21 protein-coding genes and 3 tRNA genes are annotated in these 23,368 nt (G+C 56.7%); 11 read left to right on the top strand and 13 right to left on the bottom strand.

The genetic code is table 11. From position 1 onward, the window contains the following. Positions 1-3: 3 nt before the first annotated feature. Complete coding sequence (gene folE / locus E1297_RS25760; protein ID WP_155143406.1) at positions 4-639, bottom strand: GTP cyclohydrolase I FolE; 636 nt, start codon at positions 637-639, stop codon at positions 4-6. A gap of 288 nt (positions 640-927) precedes the next feature. Between folE and E1297_RS25755 the strand changes: the two genes are divergently transcribed. Further along, positions 928-1,392, top strand: a complete 465-nt coding sequence (locus E1297_RS25755; RefSeq protein ID WP_155143361.1) for an iron-sulfur cluster assembly scaffold protein — start codon at positions 928-930, stop codon at positions 1,390-1,392. Positions 1,393-1,408: 16 nt separating this feature from the next. Next, positions 1,409-1,777, top strand: a complete 369-nt coding sequence (gene yidD, locus E1297_RS25750) for a membrane protein insertion efficiency factor YidD (protein WP_155143360.1) — start codon at positions 1,409-1,411, stop codon at positions 1,775-1,777. 262 nt (positions 1,778-2,039) lie between these two features. Here the strand turns inward: yidD and E1297_RS25745 are convergent, their stop codons facing one another. Further along, positions 2,040-2,951, bottom strand: coding sequence for a bile acid:sodium symporter family protein (locus E1297_RS25745; RefSeq protein WP_155143359.1), 912 nt, complete (start codon positions 2,949-2,951; stop codon positions 2,040-2,042). A 297-nt stretch (positions 2,952-3,248) separates the two neighbouring features. On the opposite strand from E1297_RS25745, the gene thrS reads away from it, so the two are divergent. Both thrS and E1297_RS25735 read left to right on the top strand, forming a co-directional pair. Then, a complete protein-coding gene (gene thrS, locus E1297_RS25740; RefSeq protein ID WP_155143358.1) occupies positions 3,249-5,198 on the top strand; it encodes a threonine--tRNA ligase in 1,950 nt (649 codons plus the stop codon). 157 nt (positions 5,199-5,355) lie between these two features. Next, entirely contained in the window at positions 5,356-6,219 is an 864-nt protein-coding gene (locus E1297_RS25735) for a lysophospholipid acyltransferase family protein (RefSeq protein ID WP_155143357.1), read from the top strand. Between the two features lie 30 nt (positions 6,220-6,249). Here E1297_RS25735 and E1297_RS25730 read toward each other — a convergent pair whose 3' ends face one another. Beyond that, positions 6,250-7,305, bottom strand: coding sequence for a hypothetical protein (locus E1297_RS25730; protein WP_196223409.1), 1,056 nt, complete (start codon positions 7,303-7,305; stop codon positions 6,250-6,252). A 190-nt stretch (positions 7,306-7,495) separates the two neighbouring features. On the opposite strand from E1297_RS25730, the gene E1297_RS25725 reads away from it, so the two are divergent. The 3 genes from E1297_RS25725 to E1297_RS25715 all read left to right on the top strand — a co-directional run bounded on the left by E1297_RS25725 (position 7,496) and on the right by E1297_RS25715 (position 9,953). Continuing rightward, positions 7,496-8,089, top strand: coding sequence for a nitroreductase (locus E1297_RS25725; RefSeq protein WP_155143356.1), 594 nt, complete (start codon positions 7,496-7,498; stop codon positions 8,087-8,089). A gap of 8 nt (positions 8,090-8,097) precedes the next feature. Continuing rightward, on the top strand, positions 8,098-8,700 hold the full coding sequence (locus E1297_RS25720) for a flavin reductase family protein (protein WP_155143355.1): 603 nt from the start codon (positions 8,098-8,100) through the stop codon (positions 8,698-8,700). 158 nt (positions 8,701-8,858) lie between these two features. Then, complete coding sequence (locus E1297_RS25715) at positions 8,859-9,953, top strand: transglycosylase SLT domain-containing protein (RefSeq protein WP_155143354.1); 1,095 nt, start codon at positions 8,859-8,861, stop codon at positions 9,951-9,953. Positions 9,954-9,985: 32 nt separating this feature from the next. Here the strand turns inward: E1297_RS25715 and E1297_RS25710 are convergent, their stop codons facing one another. From E1297_RS25710 to E1297_RS25690, 5 genes are all read right to left on the bottom strand, one after another. Beyond that, positions 9,986-10,555, bottom strand: a complete 570-nt coding sequence (locus tag E1297_RS25710) for an Hpt domain-containing protein (protein ID WP_209015998.1) — start codon at positions 10,553-10,555, stop codon at positions 9,986-9,988. 86 nt (positions 10,556-10,641) lie between these two features. Further along, the gene (locus E1297_RS25705; RefSeq protein WP_155143353.1) at positions 10,642-11,430 is read right to left on the bottom strand and encodes an NAD kinase; all 789 of its coding nucleotides are present in this window, start codon (positions 11,428-11,430) and stop codon (positions 10,642-10,644) included. A 168-nt stretch (positions 11,431-11,598) separates the two neighbouring features. Continuing rightward, positions 11,599-12,468, bottom strand: coding sequence for a serine protease (locus E1297_RS25700; RefSeq protein WP_155143352.1), 870 nt, complete (start codon positions 12,466-12,468; stop codon positions 11,599-11,601). A gap of 269 nt (positions 12,469-12,737) precedes the next feature. Beyond that, positions 12,738-13,145 carry a hypothetical protein gene (locus E1297_RS25695; RefSeq protein WP_155143351.1) on the bottom strand — a complete coding sequence of 136 codons (408 nt, stop codon included), beginning with the start codon at positions 13,143-13,145 and terminating at the stop codon, positions 12,738-12,740. Positions 13,146-13,260: 115 nt separating this feature from the next. Continuing rightward, positions 13,261-16,656, bottom strand: a complete 3,396-nt coding sequence (locus E1297_RS25690) for a M10 family metallopeptidase C-terminal domain-containing protein (protein WP_155143350.1) — start codon at positions 16,654-16,656, stop codon at positions 13,261-13,263. A gap of 1,089 nt (positions 16,657-17,745) precedes the next feature. Here E1297_RS25690 and E1297_RS25685 point away from each other — a divergent pair. Next, on the top strand, positions 17,746-18,060 hold the full coding sequence (locus tag E1297_RS25685; protein WP_155143349.1) for a hypothetical protein: 315 nt from the start codon (positions 17,746-17,748) through the stop codon (positions 18,058-18,060). A gap of 196 nt (positions 18,061-18,256) precedes the next feature. Here the strand turns inward: E1297_RS25685 and E1297_RS25680 are convergent. Then, positions 18,257-18,332, bottom strand: a tRNA-Thr gene (locus E1297_RS25680). A gap of 336 nt (positions 18,333-18,668) precedes the next feature. Between E1297_RS25680 and E1297_RS25675 the strand changes: the two genes are divergently transcribed. Then, positions 18,669-18,980: an antibiotic biosynthesis monooxygenase gene (locus tag E1297_RS25675; protein ID WP_155143348.1), complete on the top strand. Its 312-nt coding sequence runs from the start codon at positions 18,669-18,671 to the stop codon at positions 18,978-18,980. A gap of 7 nt (positions 18,981-18,987) precedes the next feature. Here E1297_RS25675 and E1297_RS25670 read toward each other — a convergent pair whose 3' ends face one another. The 4 genes from E1297_RS25670 to E1297_RS25655 all read right to left on the bottom strand — a co-directional run bounded on the left by E1297_RS25670 (position 18,988) and on the right by E1297_RS25655 (position 22,740). Then, positions 18,988-19,773 carry an RNA methyltransferase gene (locus E1297_RS25670; protein WP_155143347.1) on the bottom strand — a complete coding sequence of 262 codons (786 nt, stop codon included), beginning with the start codon at positions 19,771-19,773 and terminating at the stop codon, positions 18,988-18,990. Positions 19,774-19,953: 180 nt separating this feature from the next. Next, entirely contained in the window at positions 19,954-20,730 is a 777-nt protein-coding gene (locus E1297_RS25665; RefSeq protein WP_196223408.1) for a DUF2306 domain-containing protein, read from the bottom strand. Positions 20,731-21,729: 999 nt separating this feature from the next. Beyond that, positions 21,730-22,251 carry a PaaI family thioesterase gene (locus tag E1297_RS25660; RefSeq protein ID WP_155143345.1) on the bottom strand — a complete coding sequence of 174 codons (522 nt, stop codon included), beginning with the start codon at positions 22,249-22,251 and terminating at the stop codon, positions 21,730-21,732. A gap of 48 nt (positions 22,252-22,299) precedes the next feature. After that, positions 22,300-22,740: a MarR family winged helix-turn-helix transcriptional regulator gene (locus tag E1297_RS25655; protein WP_196223407.1), complete on the bottom strand. Its 441-nt coding sequence runs from the start codon at positions 22,738-22,740 to the stop codon at positions 22,300-22,302. Between the two features lie 448 nt (positions 22,741-23,188). Between E1297_RS25655 and E1297_RS25650 the strand changes: the two genes are divergently transcribed. Together E1297_RS25650 and E1297_RS25645 are read left to right on the top strand one after the other, a co-directional pair. Beyond that, positions 23,189-23,273 (top strand) — tRNA-Tyr (locus E1297_RS25650). Positions 23,274-23,295: 22 nt separating this feature from the next. Then, positions 23,296-23,366: transfer RNA gene (locus E1297_RS25645), tRNA-Gly, on the top strand. Positions 23,367-23,368: the final 2 nt, after the last annotated feature.

The following is a 23,368-nucleotide window of genomic DNA, read 5'->3' as shown; positions in this document are numbered from 1 at the left end:
GGCTTACTTCGCCCCGCCGCGTACCAGTGTGATGAACTTGGCTTGTTCAGCCGGATCATCCTGGAATACGCCTGTGAATTGTGTGGTGATCGTTGAGACACCCGGTTTTTGAACGCCCCGCATGGTCATGCATTGGTGTTCTGCTTCGAGCATAACTGCCAGACCGCGTGGTGCGAGCGTGTCGTCAATGGCCGAAGTGACTTGGGCCGTCAAGTTTTCTTGGGTCTGCAGGCGTTTTGCATAGATGTCCACGACGCGTGCCAGTTTGGAAAGCCCCACGACACCTTCCGATGGATAATATGCAATGTGAGCTTCGCCGATGAAGGGCAGCATGTGGTGTTCACAATGTGAGTGGAACGGGATCCCGCGCACCATCACGATGTCCTGATAGCCGCCGACATCCTCGAAGGTCCGTTCAAGATGTTCCAGCGGGTCTTCGAAATACCCGCCATAGAGCTGGGTGAAAGCCTTGACGACGCGTTTCGGCGTATCAAGGAGGCCTTCCCGGTCGGGATCATCTCCTGTCCAGGCCAGCAGAGTGCGCACAGCGGCTTCCGCTTCTTCCCGGCTTGGACGTTGGAGCTGATCGGGGGATTTGCGGTCAAATCTGTTTTCTACAGGCTTGAGGACAGCGTCCATTTCGATCCTCGCTAACTTGCTTTTATCACTCGTCATACGGCATTCTCATTGGCACGGATCAGATCGCCGACTGTACTCAGGGCTTGACACTTAACATAGTCCGTCACAATTGCGAATGAGGAGTTATCGGTGTGAATGTGGATGTCCTCTAGCGTGTCTGCGACACGCGTCTGATCTGTCAGCGACCACTTGACACTTGTGCGCCAGTCGCGGCGGTACTGTATATAGTCAGAGTTTATATGGCCGCAATGAGGTCATGTATACGCAAGCATATGTAACGAGGCTATAATGCTCGATGATATCTATAATGCCAGGATTCTTGAGTTCGCCGGCAACATTCCACGAACTGGGCGGCTTGAGCATCCGCAGGCAACAGCGACCGCTCATTCACGTCTTTGCGGTTCGACGGTGACCGTCGATATCGTTGTGGAGAACGGCGTGGTCTCTGATTACGCGCATGACGTCAAGGCCTGCGCGCTGGGGCAGGCGTCGTCGTCAATTCTGGCGCAACACGTGATCGGAACACCTCTGGCTGAATTGCGCGAGCTGCAGAAGACCATGAAGGCCATGTTGAAAGAAGGCGGCGAACCGCCTGCGGGCCGGTTTGGAGATCTGAAATTTCTCGAGCCTGTTCGCGAATACAAGGCACGGCATGCGTCGACCATGCTTGTGTTTGATGCGGTTGTGGACGCTCTGGACCAGATCGAGGCGGACAAAACCGGTGCGGCTGAAACATGCGGGGCTGTTGCCTGACCTTGGACCTCATCACATGTGCGCGAGCCACGAAAAACACGCGTTGGACCGGCAGCAAAGAGCTGACACGCCGGTTCCGGGAATTCCGGCAAGGATCGGCCTTGGCCTGATCTGGATCTACCGCCATTCGCTGTCCCTTGTCATGGGGCGGGGGTGCCGCTATGCGCCGACCTGCTCGGAGTACACGGCCGACGCCTTGAAAACCCATGGTCTTTGGGCGGGGGGCTGGATCGGCCTCGCGCGTATCCTCAGATGCAATCCGTGGGGGGCGTCCGGTTTTGACCCCATCCCCGAACGCTTGCCCGGCAATGCGGCGTGGTACCTGCCATGGCGCTATGCGCGCTGGAATGGGGAGCACATTTCAAAAGAGACAAGGCTCGATTGACCTTCCGGGGGTCAAGACAGCAAAAATTGTAGTGCCCCCGCCCATTCCGTCGGGAAGGGGGCAAGCGCGTGTCTTGGCGATTTGGACCCATTTGATTCAGAAAAACGGTTCTCTTTGTTGGCTGGGATCCGCGAAATTCGGTCTGATCTATCGTGTGACCGGCGCAACGGCACTGATGAGCTGTATTTCATTTACCGAACGGCCGCGGAGCCAGAAATCAGAAGTGCCGTGGTCATGTGAAGCCAAATGGTCGAGACGTGCTCTATTGCTCGGGCGGATGTTTTGCCCAATACGAGGCGATAAGAGCGGCAACCACGTTTTGCAGGATTGAAAAGAGTGCCGCAGGCACGGCGGTGAGCGGTGAGAAAAACTGAAGCGCAAGCGCTGCACTCAAAGCGGAATTTTGCATGCCGACTTCAATGCTGACGGCTCTTGCGGAGCTCAGGTCAAGTTTCAACAACCGCGCAATGGCATACGCGAGTGAAAATCCTGCTACACAAACCAAAAGTATGGAGGTCACTACGGCCGCGCCGGTGGTGACGATATCGGAACGGTTCAAGGCCGTGACGATGGTGATAATTAGTAAAATAGCTGCAGCAGCTGTTATCGGAAATGAGGTTCTGATGTAGTCCAGCTGCCTGCGAAGCACTGTGTTGATCAGGCAACCGGCGATAATTGGCAATAAGACGATCTTGGAGATGCTGATGAGCATTGCGGCTGCGTTGATTTCGATCCTTTGGCCGATGAGCAGAAGCATCAAGGCCGGCGTCAAGACGACGGCTAGGATGCTGGACACACTCGTAAGAACAACGGAAAGTGCAAGGTTTGCACGTGCCAGATAGGTCATCACATTTGAAGCGGTGCCGCCGGGACTGCATCCTACCAGAACCAATCCTGCAAGTAACTCAAGAGGCAGTTTCATCGCCAAACCGATGCCCAAAGCAACCAGCGGCATGATTGTGTATTGCAGGGCCAGACCGAGGAGCACATTCGACGGTTGGCGGGTCACGAGAATGAAATCCTGGAGGCGCAGGGACAGTCCCATCGTCAACATGACAATCATGAGCAGCCAGCTGACCGACGGCGCCAAAGGCGTAAACGCAGAGGCAAAGACCCCACCGGCGACTGCAGAAACAATGACGAAAACTGGGAAAATAAGGCTTCTCAGAAGCATGGTGGCACCTTGTGAGTCCGGCCTTGAGCTGGTTGCGAAGCATTCGCGGTGGCCGCGGCGATTTCAGAGGAGCCGCTTCGTAGATATCGTGAGGTATTTGCTGGCCGCCATCAAAACGAGACGTGTTTCAGAAAAATAATTTATCAGGGACAAATAGGCATGCTTGCCAGTGGTCGCGTGTCGCAGGTTCGCGTGGCGCAGGGTTGATGGCGCAGTCAGAATGACCTATCAGCATGTCTGTCCAAGACCACAAGAATGCTTACCTGCCTTGTCTGCAGGAGTGAGCTGGAGAAACTGATGATACATCTGACTTTCCCCGACAATTCCGTGCGCGATTATGAACCGGGTGTTTCCGGTGCCGATGTTGCTGCGGGCATTTCCAAGTCGCTGGCCAAGAAGGCAGTTGCGATTGCCCTTGACGGCGAGCTGCGAGATCTTTCCGATCCGATCCAGACCGATGCACAGATCGAAATCGTGACCCGCGATGACCCGCGCGCGCTCGAACTGATCCGCCATGATGCGGCACACGTGATGGCCGAAGCGGTTCAGGAGCTGTGGCCCGGCACGCAAGTGACCATCGGTCCGGTGATCGAAAACGGGTTTTACTACGACTTCAAGAAGAACGAGCCGTTCACTCCGGAAGACCTCCCCGTGATCGAAAAGAAGATGCGGGAGATCATTCAGCGCGGTGCGCCGTTCACCAAGGAAGTCTGGACCCGTGACGAGGCGAAGAAGTATTTCGCTGAGCAAGGGGAGGCCTACAAGGTTGAACTTGTGGATGCGATTCCTCAGGACCAGGAAATCAAGATCTACAGGCAGGGCGGCTGGCTGGACCTGTGCCGGGGGCCGCACATGGCCTCAACCAAGCAGATTGGCGACGCCTTCAAGCTGATGAAGGTGGCGGGGGCCTATTGGCGCGGCGACTCCAACAACGAAATGCTGACCCGCATCTATGGAACGGCCTGGTCCAGTGACAAGGAGTTGAAGAACTACCTGCACATGCTGGAAGAGGCCGAAAAGCGCGATCACCGCAAGCTCGGCCGCGAAATGGACCTGTTCCATTTCCAGGAAGAGGGCCCGGGTGTCGTGTTCTGGCACCCCAAAGGGTGGTCCCTGTTCCAGAAACTCGTCGCCTATATGCGCCGCCGTCTGGAAGACGACTATGATGAAGTCAACGCCCCGCAGGTGCTGCACACATCGCTTTGGGAAACCTCCGGGCACTGGGGCTGGTACAAGGACAACATGTTCTCGGTCCAGTGCGCAGACCCCGATAGCGAGGATGACCGTGTCTTTGCACTAAAGCCGATGAACTGTCCCGGTCACGTCCAGATCTTCAAGCATGGCCTGAAAAGCTATCGCGATTTGCCGCTGCGCCTTGCCGAGTTCGGCGTTGTGCATCGCTATGAACCGTCGGGTGCGATGCATGGGCTGATGCGCGTGCGCGGCTTTACCCAGGATGATGCCCACGTCTTCTGCACCGACGAGCAACTGGCCGCCGAGTGTTTGAAGATCAACGAGCTGATCCTGTCGGTTTATGAGGATTTCGGCTTCAACGAGATTGTCGTGAAACTCTCGACCCGCCCGGAAAAGCGTGTCGGTTCCGACGAGCTGTGGGATCATGCCGAGGCCGTCATGGAAGACGTGCTCAAGCAGATCGAAGCCGAATCCGGCGGCCGGGTGAAAACCGAGATCTTTCCCGGCGAGGGCGCGTTTTACGGTCCGAAATTCGAATACACCTTGCGCGATGCGATCGGACGTGAATGGCAGTGCGGCACCACGCAGGTGGACTTCAACTTGCCTGAGCGTTTCGGTGCGTTCTATGTGGACAGGGACGGCGAAAAGAAAACGCCTGTCATGGTTCACCGGGCGATTTGCGGCTCGATGGAACGCTTCCTTGGCATCTTGATCGAGAACTTCGCCGGCCATTTCCCGCTCTGGCTCGCTCCGCAGCAGGTCGTGGTGGCCACGATCACCAGCGAGGCGGATGATTATGGCCGGGAAGTTGCGGAGCAATTGAAGGCGGCGGGCTTGAGTGTGACCACCGACTTCCGCAATGAGAAGATCAACTACAAGGTCCGCGAGCACTCGCTTGCAAAGGTTCCGGTCATTGTCGTGTGTGGCATGCGGGAAGCCGAAGAGCGGTCGGTCAATATCCGCCGTCTTGGCTCCAAGCATCAGACGCCGATGAGCCTGGATGACGCGATCTCTTCGCTTAAGGAAGAAGCCATCCCGCCGGACTTGCGTTAACAAAGCTTGCCCGCTTTTCCGGCGGACTGCTTGTCAACAACCCTCTGGGACACCATTTGCCAACTGGCAATGAGATGCCCCAGGGGCAGGCGTTGTCACGAAAGTGAAATGAGGCTGCTGCTAAAGGATCTGATCTTTTAGCGATCAAACCCGAGAAATGAACGGTTCGCCTGTGGAATACGCCGAATTTAGCTATGCAAATCCCGCGCACCCGCCGCTGAAGCGTTGGGTCATCCGCTCCATCGAGGGCATGTCCGGACGCCGGAAGCTTCTGGACCTGTACGAATTGTGGCAGACATCCAAGGTTGGAACGTCGCCTCATATCTGGAGCGACCTGCTTAGCCTGATCAATCTGAATGTGTCCGTGTCCAACGGGGAATGGCCCCCGAAAAACCTGCCGGACGGTCCGTTGGTAATGATTGCCAACCACCCTTACGGCATTGGCGACGGTCTGGCGATCCTGTCGCTCGCAGAGCAATTGGGCCGTCCCTTCAAGATCATGATCAATAACGAGCTGCTGAAGGTTCCCGAAATTCGCCCGTTTTCCTTGCCGGTCGATTTCGAAGAAACCAAGGAAGCGCTCCGGACCAACATGGCAACCCGCCGCGAGGCACTGAAACTGCTCGATGAAGGGGTGACCATCATTGTTTTCCCCGGCGGGGGCGTTGCAACGGCATCGAAACCGTTTGGCCGGGCCGAGGAGCTCCCCTGGAAGACATTTACCGCCAAGATGATCCGGTCCTCAAAGGCGACCGTCTTGCCGCTTTATTTTGAAGGCCAGAATTCCTGGATCTTCCACCTGGTCAGCAAATACTCGCTCACCCTTCGCCTGTCTCTGCTTGTCCGGGAATTCCGCCGTATCCTGGGGTCGGTAATTACCGCACGTGTCGGGAATCCAATTCCCTTCGAGACGCTGTCCGGTTTCAAGGATCAGAAAGAGATCATGGACTTCCTGCAGACAAAGGTCATGCAAATGGGGTCAGGTATGCGGCAAAGCCGCAAATTCAGGGTACGCCTGTAGCGGTTCCATATAAGGCATCAAGCCCGTTTTCTAGTCGCTCACGCTTGCCCGGAAACTGCCTTTGGAGCGGGCGAGCACTTCGACTTCGCGGTCAACACCGGGCTGCACCGTGAATTTGTCCTGATAGGTGCGGCCGCTGTTGCGGGCGACCACTTCATACTCCCCGGCCGCCAGCACGAAATCGGGGAACGCGCCGTTTGCCTCCACGACCACATCGCCGCCCGGGCTGAGAACCGACCAGGATGTGTTGGCAATGGCTTCGCCGCCCAGCTCGTTCACAAGCTTCAAGGTGATATCGGCCGCCTCGTGGTAAATGGTTGCCTCGGTGAGCTTGCCTGCGATGATCTGGACATCGGCGCGCACGACGGCGTTGGCCGCGCCATATGTGCTGACGACATGGTAGGTGTCCGAGTTGAGCCTTATGATTTTTCCCGGCTTCACATCCCCGACCACCAGTTCACGCTCACCGCGTTCATCGAACTCGGTGCCGTAAATGTCGAACTTGAGTTCGGGGCTGACCAGGGGCGTGTCGTCTCCAAAGGCTGCGTCCAGCGTCACGCCACCGGCATTGAGGGTGACCATCTTGGACTGGACTTCGCGCCCGATCACGATCCTGTTCGTTGCGGTTGCGTGGCCATAGGATGTGTGAATAAGGTAGGAACCGGGATCCAGCCGGAACTCGGCATCGCCTCCGCGCGCCGTTGCGATCAGTTCCAGGCGGCCTTCATCATTGGTCACTTCGCTGTAGATCCGCCAGATCAGGCCGTTTTCCAGCGGCTGGGTGTCACGGGTCAGCCGTGCCATCAAATAGAGTGCGCCTTGCTCCTGCACGCGGCTGAAACCCGAGCTGTTGCCGGTCGGTGGGGCGTAGGGGACCAATGTATCGGAGAACAGCGGTTCAGGTTCGCGATCAAGCAGGCTTTCGAGCGGCGGGGCCACCTCTTCGGGGGCTGCCTGCGCGGAGGGTTTCGCTCTCGGCGGCATGGGCAGGTCTTGTGCCGATGCGGTGACGCTGCCGAAGGAGGCTGTTGCCAGCCAGAAGGCTGCCGCGCCGCGCAACCAGCGTAACCTGTCAAATGCTGCCAATGCTTCCCCCTGTTGGTCTGTTGGTTCTTTCCGGACTAAATACTGTGTCATGACGCGCCTTGGCAACCGGCCGGACCCGTCCTTATGGGGTTCATTTGGGGCATCTTCAAGATGGTGCCGCCAAGCGTTGACTTTAGCGCCTATTCGGTTACGTGGGTACCGAGGATTTCAACAATACAAGGCGCTGCCGATGTCAGACCCTGCATCCGCCCATCCGGACGTGATTTCGTTTCTCTCGCGCCGCCGGTCCCATCCCTCGATTACAATGAGTGCCCCGGGGCCGGACAAGGCTACTCTGGACACGATCCTGACGATTGCGGCAAGAGTGCCCGATCATGGAAAACTCGCCCCCTGGCGGTTCATTGTGTACCGGTCTGCAGACAGCGTGAAAATCGGGGAAAGGCTTGCCGGGATCGTCGAAAAACGCGATGGTCCGCTGGACGAGGCCCGCCGTGCCCAGGAACTGGGCCGGTTTGGCCGTGCACCGCTCGTGGTCGGCGTCGTTAGCCGGGCCGGCATTCACCCGAAAATCCCGGTTTGGGAGCAGGAGCTGTCAGCCGGTGCTGTCTGCATGAATCTCGTGAACGCAGCTGCGGCTTCCGGCTTTGCCGCACAATGGCTCAGCGAATGGTACGCGTTCGACGAGGAAGCCAGCCGCTATCTTGGCTGCAAGGAGAATGAACGTTTTGCCGGGTTCATCCATATCGGAACGCCGACCCAGGCACCGGTCGAGCGTCCGCGTCCGGAGATTTCCCAAATTACAACAGAGTGGGTGGAAGGCTGAAGCCAGCGATGTATTACGAAACAAGCAAAAACGACCACGGCCTGCCGTTCAACCCCTTCAAGGCAATCGTCTCGCCGCGTCCGATCGGCTGGATTTCATCGCTCGACAACGAGGGCCGCGCCAATCTTGCGCCTTACAGCTTCTTCAATGCAATCGGCGATGCTCCTCCCATGGTGATGTTCTCGTCAAGCGGCTACAAGGATTCCGTTTCCAATATCGACAAGACCGGAGAGTTCGTCTGCAACATGGCGAGCTGGTCCCTCAAGGACGAGATGAATGTATCTTCGGCTCCGGTGCCGCATGAAACTTCGGAGTTTGGGCTTGCCGGGCTGAAAACGGCTCCCTCGCGTCTGGTGAAGCCGCCAAGAGTGGCCGATGCGCTGACGGCTCTGGAGTGCAAGCATCTCAAGACCATGCGCATGACCGCTTTGGATGGCAGCGAGACCGACAGCTACGTCGTGTTCGGGCAGGTTGTCGCCGTTCACATTGACGACAGCCTTGTTCACGACGGCCGCGTGGACGTGACCCGAATCAAGCCGTTGTCGCGGCTGGGTTACAAGGACTACGCGGTTATCGAAACGGTTTTCGAAATGGACCGTCCGGACATCTGAAATGGCTCCCGGCGCAAGGCTCTGGCAAGGCCCCTGGGTCAAACTTTGCCCTTTCCGGCGGCCGGGCACTGTCTGCCGGTCGGGTATTAACGCTTCATTAACCTTGCGGGTGCGACGGTACCCTTCAATCAAGAGTTAATATCGAGGAGTACCGGATCATGCGCGTTGCAGAAGCCCCCTCGATCGCGTCCCGGATCGAGCAGGCGTTTCAGACCGCCAGTAGCACGACAGGCACGTCTTTCGACTATCTGGTCAAGACAGCCCTGCGCGAGTCCTCATTCGACCCGGCGGCCAAGGCGCGCACATCGTCTGCAACCGGTTTGTTCCAGTTCATCGAATCGACCTGGCTGGAAACCATGAAGGAAGCCGGTCCGCGTCACGGCCTCGACAGGTATTCGGATGCCATAGAGCGGACTTCGTCTGGCCGCTACCACGTGTCCGACCCGGCCATGCGGCAGGAAATCCTGGAGCTGCGTCAGGACCCGGAAATCGCTTCGTTGATGGCAGGCGCATTGACCCAAAAGAATGCGGACCATCTGAGAACCAGGCTTGGCCGTGAACCGTCTGACGGCGAACTTTACATGGCGCATTTTCTGGGGGCGACCGGCGCGTCCCGGCTGATTGAAGCCGCCAATGCCAATGGTCAAATGCGGGCAGATGTGATTTTCGGCAAGCAGGCCGAGGCCAACAGGCCGATCTTTTATCATCAGGACGGGTCGGCCCGCACGCTCGGCGAGGTTTATGAGGTCATCGTCTCAAAACACGATGCGGTGAACCTGATTGCCAGTGTCAATCCCTTGAAAGAAGAGGGAATCGCCAATGTGGCTGCGTTGCCCGGAGCAAAACCTGTTGCCAGCGCGCAGCCGTCCTATTTGCTGGCCTTTTCCGAACAACCGTCCCCTATGGGAAATGCGGGGCCGGGCGGTCAACGCTCCGCAGACCGGGAAGACGGTTCCCGAACGAGTGATGCCAATGCGCAGGCCCTGCCGGCATTCCATGCCGGTGAAACATCGGATCCGTTTGAGGCCCTGTTCCGGAATGACAGAGATGCAGACGTGACGGTGGTCAGCGGGCGGCTTGACGAGGTGTTTGCGGCGGTTCAGGCAAATCCCTATTCAGCCATGTCCAGTGCATCCTCAAGGGTACTGGTTCAGCAAATGGCGAGCCTGGAGGACACCGGTCCGCTTGATCTTGCCCGGGTTTTGCAATTTGACAAGGACAGGGCGCAACGGGATTTGCTGCCGCCGGTCTGACCCGCTCACAGGCCCGGTGGCTTCGGTGATTGTCAGTCGTCGGAGTTACGAATTTTCCGGAGATGGTCTTCGCTCAGGCTTGTCAGCGTCTGCAGCAATTCGGCTCCGGTTTCGTTGTCATGATCCCGCGCGCCTTCCATAACCATGGCCCGGATAGCGTCGACATAGCGGCCACTCAGTTCCATCGGAAAGCCGGACGGCGAGGGCAGGCTCTCGATCAGATGGCAGAAGTTTGATGCGACTGAACCGACAAGCGGATAGCCCAATGTCCGGGCCTGGCCCTTGATGTTGTGTACCGACTGGTACAACCGTTCGAGCTTTTCCGCGTCGACGCCTGACGTCCCGATGTCGGCATAGGCGGAAAGGAGATCGGAGGTTTCGGTCTGCATCCAGGAGCCGAAATTTGCCGAGAGGCGCTCCATGGCTGCTTCTGCGGCCTTGACCGGATCGAACTTGGCAGCTTCCCGCTTGTTGAGGACCCGGACCTTTTTGCGCAGGTCGGACGGAGGCGTAAGCACTTCATATTGATCGCCTTGATCGCCGCCCGCTGATTTGCCTGCCATGATGGAACCTGGGTCCTGTTGTTTGTCGTGATGTGCCATGCCTTCAGTACCTCACTGGAGGCCGGAGCACACTTCATGGGTACAATGTGCATGCGTGTTCTTAACAGGGTGTTGCATGCGGGATGTCAATATCTGAACATTTCCGTCAAAATCCGCTCGTCCCAGTCGTGATCTGAATCGAACATGATCAGGCTTTCCTGTTCTGCATCCAGCCGGATGGTTACATGGGTCACTCGCCGGATCTCCCGATGATCCGCGGATGTGCTGACGGGCCGTTTTTCCGGTTCGAGGATCTCGATGTCAACGCGGGACTGGTTTGGCAGGAGGCCGCCGCGCCACTGCCGCGGTCGAAACGCACTGAGCGGGGTCATGGCGAGCAGCGGGGCCTGAACCGGGAGGATCGGCCCGTGTGCAGACAGATTGTAGGCTGTGCTGCCAACGGGAGTAGAGACGATGATGCCGTCGCAGACAAGCTCCTCCAGCCGGACACGCTCATCGACCGAGATACGCAGTCTGGCCGCCTGCGACGTCTGCCGCAACAAGGAGACCTCGTTGATCGCACGTGCTTCGTGAAACTCGCCCCCCTCGACGGTCGCGCCAAGATAGAGCGGATGGATCGGGGTGATGTCTGCAGCCTTGAGACGTTCGCGCAAGCCGTCCGGATGGAACTCGTTCATGAGAAAGCCGACAGAGCCCCGGTTCATGCCGTAGATCGGGGTGCCGGTGCCCATAAATCTGTGGAGCGTCTGCAGCATCAACCCGTCGCCGCCCAGAGCGACGACCATTTCAGCGTCTTCCGGTGCGACATCACCATATTTATCGACCAGCATGTCGCGCGCCTGTTTTGCTTCGGGGGTCGCACTGGCAACAAAATTCAGTTTTTCCAGTGATCGGTTGCGCGGAACGGAAGCCATGGACGGTCTCGGGAGATTTCTGTTATCCGGCCAAGCGGAATGCACGGCCAGCCCGCTCAATTAACAGCAGGATGCCATTGATCGCCAATGGTTTTTTCTTGGCAATATGTTGCATGCCCTGAAAGCGTTTGCCGGCAAAGCCGCGCGTAGCGCTCCCGGCCCGTACAGCTATTCAGGCATTGTGGCAGTGCGAGACTGATCCGCTGGGTCACCATGCGCGGACGGTTGCTGATTGAAGGCCGTCTTGCTTTGAGTGTGATTTAAGGCTGAAGCCGTGCAGCTTGGATCTTCAAGAAGAGGCCGCCAGGATGTTTCGGGAACGACAACGGAATCGCCGCTCTTGAGCTGTGCGGACATGATCGCTGCTATCTTCAGGTTGCCGTCTTGCCGGGTCAGGATGGGGCCGCCTGAAGCGCCCAGTTGGGTTTGACAGCTTGTCACCCAGACCCCATTCGATTTCCGGATAATATTGCAACCGGGATGCGAAGTCGGAAGAAACCGCCGGGATCTGCGATAACCAACGGCTGTAAGCGGTGTTTCATCTGAAAGCTTCTCCACCGCTGACGGACTGAGTTGCCCGACAGGAGGCAGGGATGATTTGCGCTTGAGGACGATGAGCGCCACATCATGGCGAATGGTACGCTGGTTTGGATTTTGTGTGAAGGTGTAGTCATCGGGGATCTTGAAACAGGCTGCTTCAAGACGTTCGGCATAGGTGTCGCGCCGGACGCCTGCAATGAATAGAACATCATCGGGGTTGAAGGGACGCTGCGTCTGCCGCGAATAGAGGCAATGTGCGGCTGTCAGGACGAGGTTCGGCGCTATGAGCGTGCCGGTGCACATGGATCTGCGCCGATAACCCGCGACATTCACCTGACCGATCGAAGGCCACGGTGCCTCGGCGCTGTCAATGATTTCAGTCTTGGCCGATGTGTCCGCATGGACCGATGGAATGGGAGAATATCCCAAGGCAACCATCGCGCCTGCGACGAGGATACGTTTCCAAAATACTGGCATTCCGGATATTGCATTTGTCATTTGCACAGCCTTGCAGTTTTCCGGGCAGGGCGCGCTCAAAGGCTGCACTGCGTGTCTCCTGCTTCAGTCTATCGGGTTTGCAAGCTGAATTGAGCAAAAAATCTTCAAAACTGAAAACATTTGAAGAACACAGAGCCATACATTGATATTGCCGACACTGAGGTTTTAGGTGCTTAACTTCAGTGTTTTCCATGCAAAACAGTTTCTTTTGGACGCTTTCCAGTCCGTCAAGCGCGGAGGCGTGGCCGGTCACGCTGCCAAGGCAATGTTCAGTACATGACCTTGTGAAGGGTGATATCGGCAGGCTGGTCTGGAGCAAGTCTTGCGCTTCCGCGCGCAATCAGCCAGCCATCCGCACGCTCAAGACGGGCGACAATCACAAGCTTGTTCGAGGGCTTTAGTGCTGCTGGCAGGTTGACGGAGTAAGAGATTTCCCCTTGCTTACCGGTGCTTTGAAGAGGGGCATTATCGGCAAGCTCGTCCAAATTGTTCCGGTTTTCCATCTCCCGCAGATCGAACACCAACCGGCCTTCCGGAATGTGTTCGTTTCCGGCGAATGTGACGGTTCCGTGGACAAGTGCCGGCTGTGCCATTGCTGTTTCCGACGTCGAGCCAATGCCTGCTGCCAACAAGCCGGTGGCGATCATCAGCATGCGGCGGTCAAACAGGTGCCTCATTACACGCTCCTTTCGGGCATCTCGGCCAAGGTAGAACACTATCCGGGTAAAGAAAGAGATGACGGCAGGGGAGCGCAAGAGCTCCCCTGCCGCAGATGGTCAGAGGGCCGGTTTGTCAGACGACCAGGAAGTCGTTGGCCGAAAGATCCAGGCCGGTCGAGATCTGGGCGAACTGGATTGCGCCCATGTCTCCCGATCCGTCTGCATCATACAACAAGACACCGTCATCGCTGTCATAGATGATCCGGTCGTTCGCATCCTGGGCAACGCCTGCTGCACTCTTGTGGAAGGCGTTCATGGCCAGAAGCCCGAGGTCGCCCGCCTCTGCAAAAATGGAGCTGTCGAGCTGGATCATGTCGTCACCGACCTTGAAGTCCCAGATCCAGTCGACATTGCCATTTCCGAGTTCGGTGGAGAAGCGGAACGAATCCTCCCCTCTGCCGCCAACCAGAAGGTCGGCTTCAAGACCGCCGTCGAGCAGGTCGCTGCCATTGCCGCCATAAAGCTTGTCGTTTCCGGCAACGCCCGGCTCATCCGGCTCCGGCGGGAACTCGACCGAGACGTTCAACGTATAGGTCGCCCCCTCCGGTACGGCTTCGGTCCAGCCGCCTTCCGTCGATTCCGGCGTCCAGCTGCCTTCCACGATGTAGTAGGTTCCCGTTTCCTCAACGACGAAGACCGTGCTGGAATCCCGGTTGCTGGTCGAGCCCGGATCCCCGCCGCCATCATCATTCTGGGTGACGATGTTGCCCTCGCTGTCGAGGAGCCGGACCCAGCTGTCATGCACATTCGGATCGGCAATGCCGTCGATATCGAGGGTGAGGACCGTTCCGGCGGCCAGGTCGATGCTGTAGTAGCCGGCCAGACCGTTGCCGGTCGCGTTGACCGTCGTGTGCAGGACACTGGTGGAATCGAAGATGTTCGGATCTTCGGTCAGCGAGAAGTTGTTCGAGATATCGAACGCCGTTGCAATCGAGTTGTTCGTCGCATCGGCATCGAGCGTCGCATAACCGGTGCCCAGACCCGGACGCGGGATTGCCTCTCCCTTGTCACCGAAGTCGCCGAACAGGGTATCGTCGCCACGGCCGCCGCGCAGGACGTCATTGCCCCCCTGACCCGTCAGGACATTGGCCGCATTGTCGCCTTTCATGCGATCATTGTGGCCGGACCCGGCAAGGTTCTCGATCGAGACATAGGTGTCGCCCTCGGACCTGCCACGTGCAAGGTTCAGCCTCACGCCGCTGGTCGCGTCGCTGTAGTCGGCGGTGTCGCTGCCAGCGCCGCCGTTCAGGACGTCGGCACCTCCGCCGCCGGTCAGGATGTCGTCGCCCAGACCGCCGGACAGTTCGTTCTCGCCGTCAGTCCCGATCAGATGGTCGTCATGGGTGGAGCCGACAGCATTCTCGACATCAACGATGATGTCGTGGCGGATCGCTGTGCCGCGCCCGACAATCTGTACCGGACCTGTGGCGTCGCCACCGCTGGCCGTACCATTGCCGAGATCAACCGTGACTGCCGCAGAGCTTCCCGTGTAGACGACCGTGTCGATGCCTTCGCCGCCGTCCAGATAATCCTGCCCGGAGCCGCCAATGAGGGTGTCGTTGCCTTCTTCGCCGTAAAGGATGTCGCCATCCCGGCCGCCGTCGAGAATGTCGTCACCATCACGGCCGTTGAAGACGTCGCCGCCGCCCTGGCCCTGGAAGTGGTTGTCGGCAGAGGTTCCGATGAAGCGGTCGATCCGGTCATCGGAACCGATCAGGTTCTCGATGCTGTCGAAGGAGTCGCCGGATGCCGTTCCGCCGCTTGCAAAGTTGCGTTCCAGGTTGACGATCAGCTGGAACGGGCTCTCGTTGCTGTAGTCGACCGTGTCGGAGCCTTCGCCGCCGCGGAAGACGTCTTCGCCCGCCTGACCCATCAGAACGTCGTCGCCGTCGCCACCGTCGAGAATGTCGTCGCCGGCACCGCCCATGATGGTGTCGTTGCCGCCACCGCCATAAAGCGCGTCATTGCCGTCATCGCTTTCGGTCTGATCTTCCAGATCCTCGATGGCGATGGTGTTGTTGATGTCGCGGCTGGCAAGGGTGTCGCGGCCACCGATGATCAGATCATCGCCGTCGAGGCCGAAGATCGTGTCGCCGTCGGCGCCGCCGTCAAGCGTGTTGTTGCCCTCGTCACCATAGATGATGCTGGAGAGCGAACCGCCCGGATCTGCGGGTGTTTCCGGCTCGACCTCGACGGGTTCGACCGGCGTTCCGTCGACATAGATGATGTTTTCGACATTGGCGATCTCGCGGAGGTCAATGTCGCGGGACAGAACGATGACCGTGTCGTATCCGCCATTTTCCTCTTCCCGGACAATGTCGTCGGCCGAATCGACGAAATAGACGTCGTCGCCGCCATTGCCGGCCATCCGGTCTGCACCGCCGCGTCCGTCCAGAATGTTGGCACCGTCATTGCCGATGATGATGTCATCGAAATTGCTGCCGATGCCGTTCTCGATGTAATATTCGGTCTGATCGGCATTGTGTCCGGCGAAAATCGAGACATTGTTATTGTGCCCGTTGACGCTGGAGAACTGCCCGGCGCGCAGGTCGAGGATCGTGCCCGCGGTGGAGCCGGAGAAGTCGATCGTGTCGGTGCCGCCGGTGTCGTGGATCACAAACCCGATGTCATGCTGCATGCCCTCGGAGGTGAGCTCGTAGCCATATTCGGTGCTGTTGAAACCGTAGGTGTTGTCGCCGGTGTTGAGGTCGATCGTTTCATAGGTCCGCACACCGTCTTCGTCGACGGTGGAGAAGTAACTCCGGATGGTGGCTTCGATATCCGCCATCAGCGGGGTGGATGCGGACCAGCGGGTGTCTTCGCCAACGTCGATCCCGTCGAAATAGGACATGACGCTGTACTGCTGGCGGTCGTAGATCCAGGTCGCGTTGTTCAGATAGTTGATCTGGACTCCGCCCGGTCCGCCATAATTATAGAGGCCGGGGTGGTTGAGACCGAATTCGTGGCCGAACTCGTGAATGAACGTATCGAAGACATAGCCGCCGATGTCGGTCAGATTCGGTTCCGTATCGTGGAAGCGCTGGCCAACGCTGACATAGCGATTGCTGGAATAGGCGCTGCCGTCGCTTTGCTCGCCGATTTCAGGGCTGACGACCTCCATCCACTGGGTTTCCGGGTCGTAGGGCTGATCGTCGACGATTTCGAACTCAAGTGGGGTGACGGCCGACCACATTTGCAAGGCACCAATTGCGGCGTCCTTGTAGTCCGGATGATCGTTCAGTTCCGAAACATTGATCACAAGCGGTTCCGCAGCGATCTCCGGTGTCAGATCGCGGTAAAGGGCTCCCAAATACTCCAGATAGGCTTCGTAATCGTCGCTTTTTCCGAACGGATTGTCGGGCGTCTGATCGTTGACCCACCACTGGTCATTGCTCTGACTGGAGCTTTCCGTCACCTCCGAAGCCTCGAAGGTCGCGGAAATCTGATTGCTTAGGCAAGATTTGCACATTTCTTGTTTATGATCCCCATTTTAATAAGCCGAATAAATGTACAACTATGAGCAATTTATTGCAGCACAGCAAACCGAAGAGTTGCAGTATGGCTTTTTTGCGGCGAACATGTCAAAATTTAGGGGGTAAAAAATGGCATGCCCATATTGGAGCGAGCTGCCAGGCAACCAGAAATACGGCCCTAGAAATTTCATGAAAAATAGTTAAGTTTATGAAAAATATAATGAAATTTATATTTTATTCTCGCGAAGTGAGTAGGGTAAAATTTCTTTGTTGAGTTGTGGTCAATCAACCCGTGATGTGACGTCAACATTCCAAAATCGGTTGGCGATTTGTCATGGATGTACTCGGAAGCAAATTATTGCATCTGGAAACAATACGAAAAATGGAGTTCGCTGATTCCTGTCCTCTGCGATGGCTTGTGCAGCTATCTCCGGTTGAAAAATTGCACATAAAAAATCTAGACGGGTAATTGTTGAAGGTGTTGAGGCGGGCGCCCGCGCACCCATCGCAGCCTGCTGGAATGTTCCGGGCGGACCCCTTGTGCGCCTTGAGGCTGCCAAGGGGAGGGGGCGCCCAAACCAAAGCCGCGGCGTGTGATGCCGTGCCGGTTTCTGCTCCGGCCAAAGGGTGTTCATGCAAAAAAGCTGTCACGGCACAAGAACTTCGATGCAGCCGCGTTCTCGGCCTTTTGAGGCATTGGACCTTGGGTCGAAATTCACTCGGTCTGATATCCGGATACGCACAACCGGATCGCCCCTCGGATAGGGGTGTTGATCGAAACCAATTGACACTCTGATGCAATCTAGGGATGGTGTTGTCTTTACTTGCACGGTTTTGTGGGGCAAAACCGAAAAAGAAGCACTCGCGGTGTCTCCCAAGTAGGGATTTGCGAAGGCGGTGTTTACCCTTGCCGATCAGCGACGGGCTGGCGCCGCAAGTGGAAAATGTTTGGGAGGGGCGGCTCGGTATTTTACGAAAGAAGGGCATATTGCGCGCACCCATAGTCAAAAATCCGGACCGGTCTTGGAGATACTGGCAAGAATCCCTATAAATGCAGTCAGACCGAACCCACAGGAGACGCCGGAATGACGAAACACCCCATGCCAAAACGCGACAAGGTCGTGAACTGGGATACCGTCGAGCCGGTTTACGTCAACCGCGTGATCAGTGCCGGAGCCGATGGTGCAACGATCTGCGTGAACCTTGGTCGTCAGGAAGTCCGGTATGATGAACTGGAAGGCCAGCCGTCCGAGCCTGTAGTTACTGTGTGTGACAAGCTCGTTCTGACGCCAAAAGCCGCCGCCGATCTTGCCAACATCCTGACCAGAACATTGGCTCAGGCCGGATACATTCCCTCTGAAAAGAAGGCTCTCCTTGGGAAGGAAAAGGTCATCAACTGAGCTCAGCCGCCGTCCCGGCATTCGGTAAGTGATCAGCCGCAGCATTCCATCTTCTGTGAACTTGCGCGGTTTGCCATCTGAATTGGCAGGCCGCAAAAGGGGGCTGTCAAAAACAGGCGAACCAATCGACTGCTTGCGCAGTGCCTGCCCGTGAAAGTTGGCAAGACCCGGAACTACAATAATTTATTGAGAAGAATGGTGCCGGCAGCAGGATTCGAACCCGCGACCCCGAGATTACAAATCACGTGCTCTACCAACTGAGCTATACCGGCGCTGGGAAGGGCTTCTACCAGATTGCCTGCGCATGTCCAGCCCCCGGGTAAAAAAATCGATCAGCTTTCAGGGGAAAGTTTTAAGTCCCTGCCTTTGCGCATGTTTTGCCCTGCCTTGAGAGGATGTTCAGCGCCGGCGCAGGCCAGGCGAAACCCCGGACACGCACGGATTTGCAATCCTTCAATTCCCGTCTTTTGCGCCGTGAGTGCTGACGGGACGGCTCAAGGCGCGAAGACGTTGTCAGCCGGGCAGATCGCTTGAAAGAGCAAGATGCCTTGAACCCGGCGGTTCGAGGCGATACCTCTTTTGCCGTGTTCCAAAGCTGAGGATCGGCCATGTATGTCGCGATGAACCGCTTCAAGGTAACTGAAGGTCATGAAAAGGCGTTCGAGGACGTGTGGAAAAACCGGGAAACGCAACTCCAGGAGGTTCCCGGTTTCAAGAGTTTCGATCTTTTGAAAGGGCCCAGGGGCGAAGACGGCACGACGCTTTATGCCTCTCACGTGATCTGGGACAGTCATGACGACTTTGTAGCCTGGACCAAATCCGAGCATTTCCGGCAGGCGCACAAGAATGCCGGCGACAAGAAGTACATGTATGCCGCGCCGCCGGTTTTTGAAGGATTTGATAAGGTGGAAGGGGCCTGAAGCGGCTCTAAAGCCCCATTTTCCGGCGGGCGACGTAAAGTGACAGCACGGCGGCATTCGAGACGTTGAGCGAGCGGATGGCGCCGGGCATGTCGAGCCGGGCGAGCAGATCACAGGCCTCGCGCACGCCTTGCCGCACGCCCTTGCCTTCCGATCCCAGAACCAGAATGGTCTTGTCGCCGAAGGCCGTGTCTTCGAGGCTGGCCGGACCATCGCTGTCGAGGGCAATGCTTGTGTAGCCGTTGTCGCGCATCTCGGCGATGAATTTTGCCATGTTCTTCACCCGGACATGCTTGATCATGTCGAGGGCACCCGAGGCGGACTTGGCGAGAACCGGGCCTTCTTCGGGCGCGTGACGTTCGGTGGTGACAACCGCGTCCGCATTCAAGGCGACGGCCGAGCGCAGGATCGCGCCGACATTGTGCGGGTCGGTCACCTGGTCGAGCGCCAGGATCAGCTGCCCCTTCTTCAGGTGTTCGGGCCCGTAGGCCGGAAGCGCTTCCGTCTCCAGGATCATGCCCTGATGCACGGCATCCTTCGTCACCATCCGGTCCAGCACTTTCGGCATCACGGTTTCGACGGGAACATCAATCCTGACGCCGCGCTCTTCGAGCCGGCGCTGTGCGTTTTCTGTCGCAAACAGCTTCAGGCGCTTGCGGTCCCGGTTTGCGAAGGCGGCTTCGACCGTGTGCAGCCCATAAAGCAGGATCGGCCCTTCCGGCGGCAAGCCGGGACGGCGCGGGGCGGGTTTGAACCGGGTGTTCTTTTTCTTTTTCAGCTGCCAGTTTTCCATGGCAAGGCCAATAATACGAAGGCAATTGGGACGCAATGAAAATAGTAGGTTGCGATGCTGTTGCCGGAGGGTCTGAATTGCCGCTGCCTTTCGGCTACAAAATTGCACAAAAATCCCTGGCGGGTTCCACAACCATGGTTGCCTCGAACCGCTTTCGGAGGTTGGTGGTGGCTGCGCAGCCTAGTTTACAAGTGCGAGCGCGAATGTTGCGGGAAAGATCAATACCGAAATTGTTTTTGCCCAATGCGTTCTTATGATCCCGTGTCTTCGTGCATAGATAAACCATAGTACTGCGCCTAGGAGGGTTGTGAAAAACACCTGTAGTTCGGTGAACTCTATAGGATCCAATCGTTTACTCACGATATTAAATTCTGTTTGACTTGGGTCAAGTCCGAGCAGGCGTAGAGAAATGGCCACAAAACGCGCCAAAGCAACATAGCACAAGGCCACGAAGGCAAAAATCATGGAATGCTTATGATCCAAAAATTTTCTTTGTTTTATCGCAATAAAACCATGCAAGAGAAAAATACTTGTTACGATTCCGACAAAAGATACGCCAAAAACGCTGTAGAAGCTGCGTTTCTGATCTTCGGGTGATACGAAGTTCCAATAAAATGTAAGATATGCCGAAGTGGAGGTGTAAATAAGAATGATGATAAAAAAATATGGTCCGACGGTCCTGTGAATGTTTTTTATTGTATTGTTTTGTCTTGCAATTGATCCGGATATTAATTGAGCGCTCCAAATAAAAAGTATAGTAAATCCAATCCATGCGTGCAATTGATATGTCGGATAATTAGATACGTATTTATGAAATATAAAAGGGAATTGTCCAATATTGGCGTGCAGGAAAATTAATAAAGAAAATATGGATGCAATTATGATAATTACAAAGGCAATGTATATCTGATCGTTTCTTAGTGATTTTGATCTGAGTGGTTCGTCGATTTCAATCATGGTTGCCCTCAATGAGATTTCCGGAGGCGGCGCGCAATTGGGATTTGGTTTGCGGTCTTTCGGAGGTGGAGCTGGGCTTGATTGCCGTAAGTAAATCGTCCATGGCCGACCCCTGATGTTTTTCCGGACAAAAAGCTGTCCGGACCGGCTGGACGAGTATTCTGAATAATCCCCACTGGATTTCGTAACGATGGGCATTGACGGTAAAGGGGAGACTGTTCCGTCTCGTGGAGGCTGATACGGCGATATCCCCTTCTTGACCCGTCTGTATGCGGCCGCGGCATACGTTATGCGGAAAGGGGTTGGGAACAGGGTTCCTCGCGCTTGGGTCGCGATTTAATGCGTTCGTCTCACACTGTTGCCAATAGTGCATGGTCTGGTCGTGAGAGATCGTGCCTGCAAGGGCGTCCGGAGTGATTGACCGCGTGGCGGGGGGCTTGAGCAGGGATAGTTGTCCAGACTGCTCTTTGGCCGTTGAATACAGCATCAAAAATCCTCAGAACCATGCGAGAATGTTTGGCTCGGAGTTGTCTTTGGTAAGACTTGTGCTGGCTGTGTCCGGGATATGACGGGTTTTCCGCCGCAGTCGCGTGAGGGTGAATGGTCCGCAATCAGTGTTGTTTCGTCGGACTTCACTTGCATCAATAAGCTTCCTGATCCAAACCGGCTCGCGCTTATTATTATATAAAACGATAATGTTATTGGCAAAGAGAATAGGTTTTAAAGAAAAAATTTCAATTTAATGCAATGAATATAATTGTTTTAAGTGGTTCAGTTCTGTAAATTTTACCTATAATCAATTTGTATTGGGGTTTTATTTAGAAGTTTTTATACGACCATTTTTCGTGCGCTGGAAGCGTTTTTGATTACCTCGTTGTGTGTGGGGGGGCGGACTTTCGCAGCATGTTTGGCGCCAGAGGTGGCGGATTCCGGTGAATTGGGGGCGGGCGTCCCTCCCCAATTCGTTATTCTATCGCGCTATCGGGACGCTGCTGCCGCTCAGGCTGCCGGATTCGGGAAGATCATGCAGGTTACCGAGCCGTGGGCGACCAGTTTGCCCTTGGCGTCAACCAGAGTGCCTTCGGCGGTTGCCAGCCGCCGCCCGCGGTGAACGACCCTGCCTTCGCACATGACTTTCTGGCCGGTTGCCATCAATGGGCGGACCATGTTCACGTTCAAAGTTGTCGTGGAGTAGAGTTCGCCCGGCTCCAGTGTCGTGTGGACGGCGCAGCTCAGCGTGCTGTCGATAATGGTTGAGATCCAGCCGCCGTGAACCGTGCCCTGCGGGTTCATGTGGGCCTTGCCCGGCGTGCCGTTGAAGACCACGCGGCCCTTTGCCGCTTCTTCCATAAGAATGTTCATGGTCATCATGATCGGCGGCGCCGGGAACCGCATGTCCATCATGGCCTGCATGATTTCCATGCCGTTCATGCTTGCGATCTTGTCCAGCGGCAGCGGGCCAAGCGCATGGCCGTCCGGTATCTTGTTCGTGCCTTCTGGAATGGTCACTGTATCGGTCATGTCAAAACTCCGGGTGTCTTGGAAGGGTGGTCAATTGCGGGGCCGCGGTCACGGCGTTTCCGCCTTGTGGGTTGCCTTGCGCAGCGCTTTAAGATGATCCCGGATCGCTTCCGCTCCCGGATCTTCCAATGCGCTTGAGAGGCTGTTTTGGGCGCGCTGCCATGCGGCATAGGCAGCCTTGAAGCGTTCTTCGCCGGCTTTTGTCAGTTCCGGCCGGATCCTGTTGCCGCCGGCCTGTTTCTTCTCGACAAGGCCGGCGGTCTCCAAAAGCCGCAGGTTTCTCTGAAGGGTGGAGCGCTCGATGCCGAGGAGCCGGGCGAGGTCGGCTTGCGAGTTCGCCTTTTTTGCTCCGATCAGCCCGAGCAGGACGGCCTGTGTCACCTCCAGATCGAGAGGTGCGAGATAGCGGTTGTAATGCCGTGTCACCAGATTGGCCGTGCTGCGTGCTGCATGCGCAAGACATGTGCGGCTCATCCAGTCCAGATCCATGGCGGCAGCTCCTCCGTGTTTGTCGGTGTTGTAGGTACAACATATACGTTGTATCTGCAACATGTGTCTGGATCCGCCCGATGTGGAGCGTTCATTGACGTGGCCGGGCCGGTCCCGGAGGAAATTTCCCGACCTCACAATATGGATAGGGGGCGGAGTGTTGACGGTCCTGCCAAAATCCACAGCTGCGAAAACGGTCGCGAAAAAGATATCCAAAGGGGTGTTGGTGCTACGGAATGCAGGGAAACCCTGGGTCGAAAAGCGTTCGGGTTCAAAAAATCGCGCCCCTCCGGTTGGCAAATCCGGATTTTGTCAAATTCTGTTTCAAAACGGCGTTGACACAAAAGGTCCGCATCTGCATAAGACGCGGCACGGGATTGGTCGGCCCCAGCGGTCGGCCTCTTCGGTAGCCATCCTGGCCGCTTCGGCGCGAAGCAGGACGAGAGATGGAGGAGTGCCCGAGTGGCTAAAGGGGACGGACTGTAAATCCGTTGGCTATGCCTACGTTGGTTCGAATCCAACCTCCTCCACCATCGTTCCGCTTGATGCTGTTGCGCGGGTGTAGCTCAATGGTAGAGCAGCAGCCTTCCAAGCTGACGACGAGGGTTCGATTCCCTTCACCCGCTCC

The organism is Roseibium sp. RKSG952 (assembly GCF_009711355.1).
This window is presented reverse-complemented; position numbering and strand designations above follow the sequence as displayed.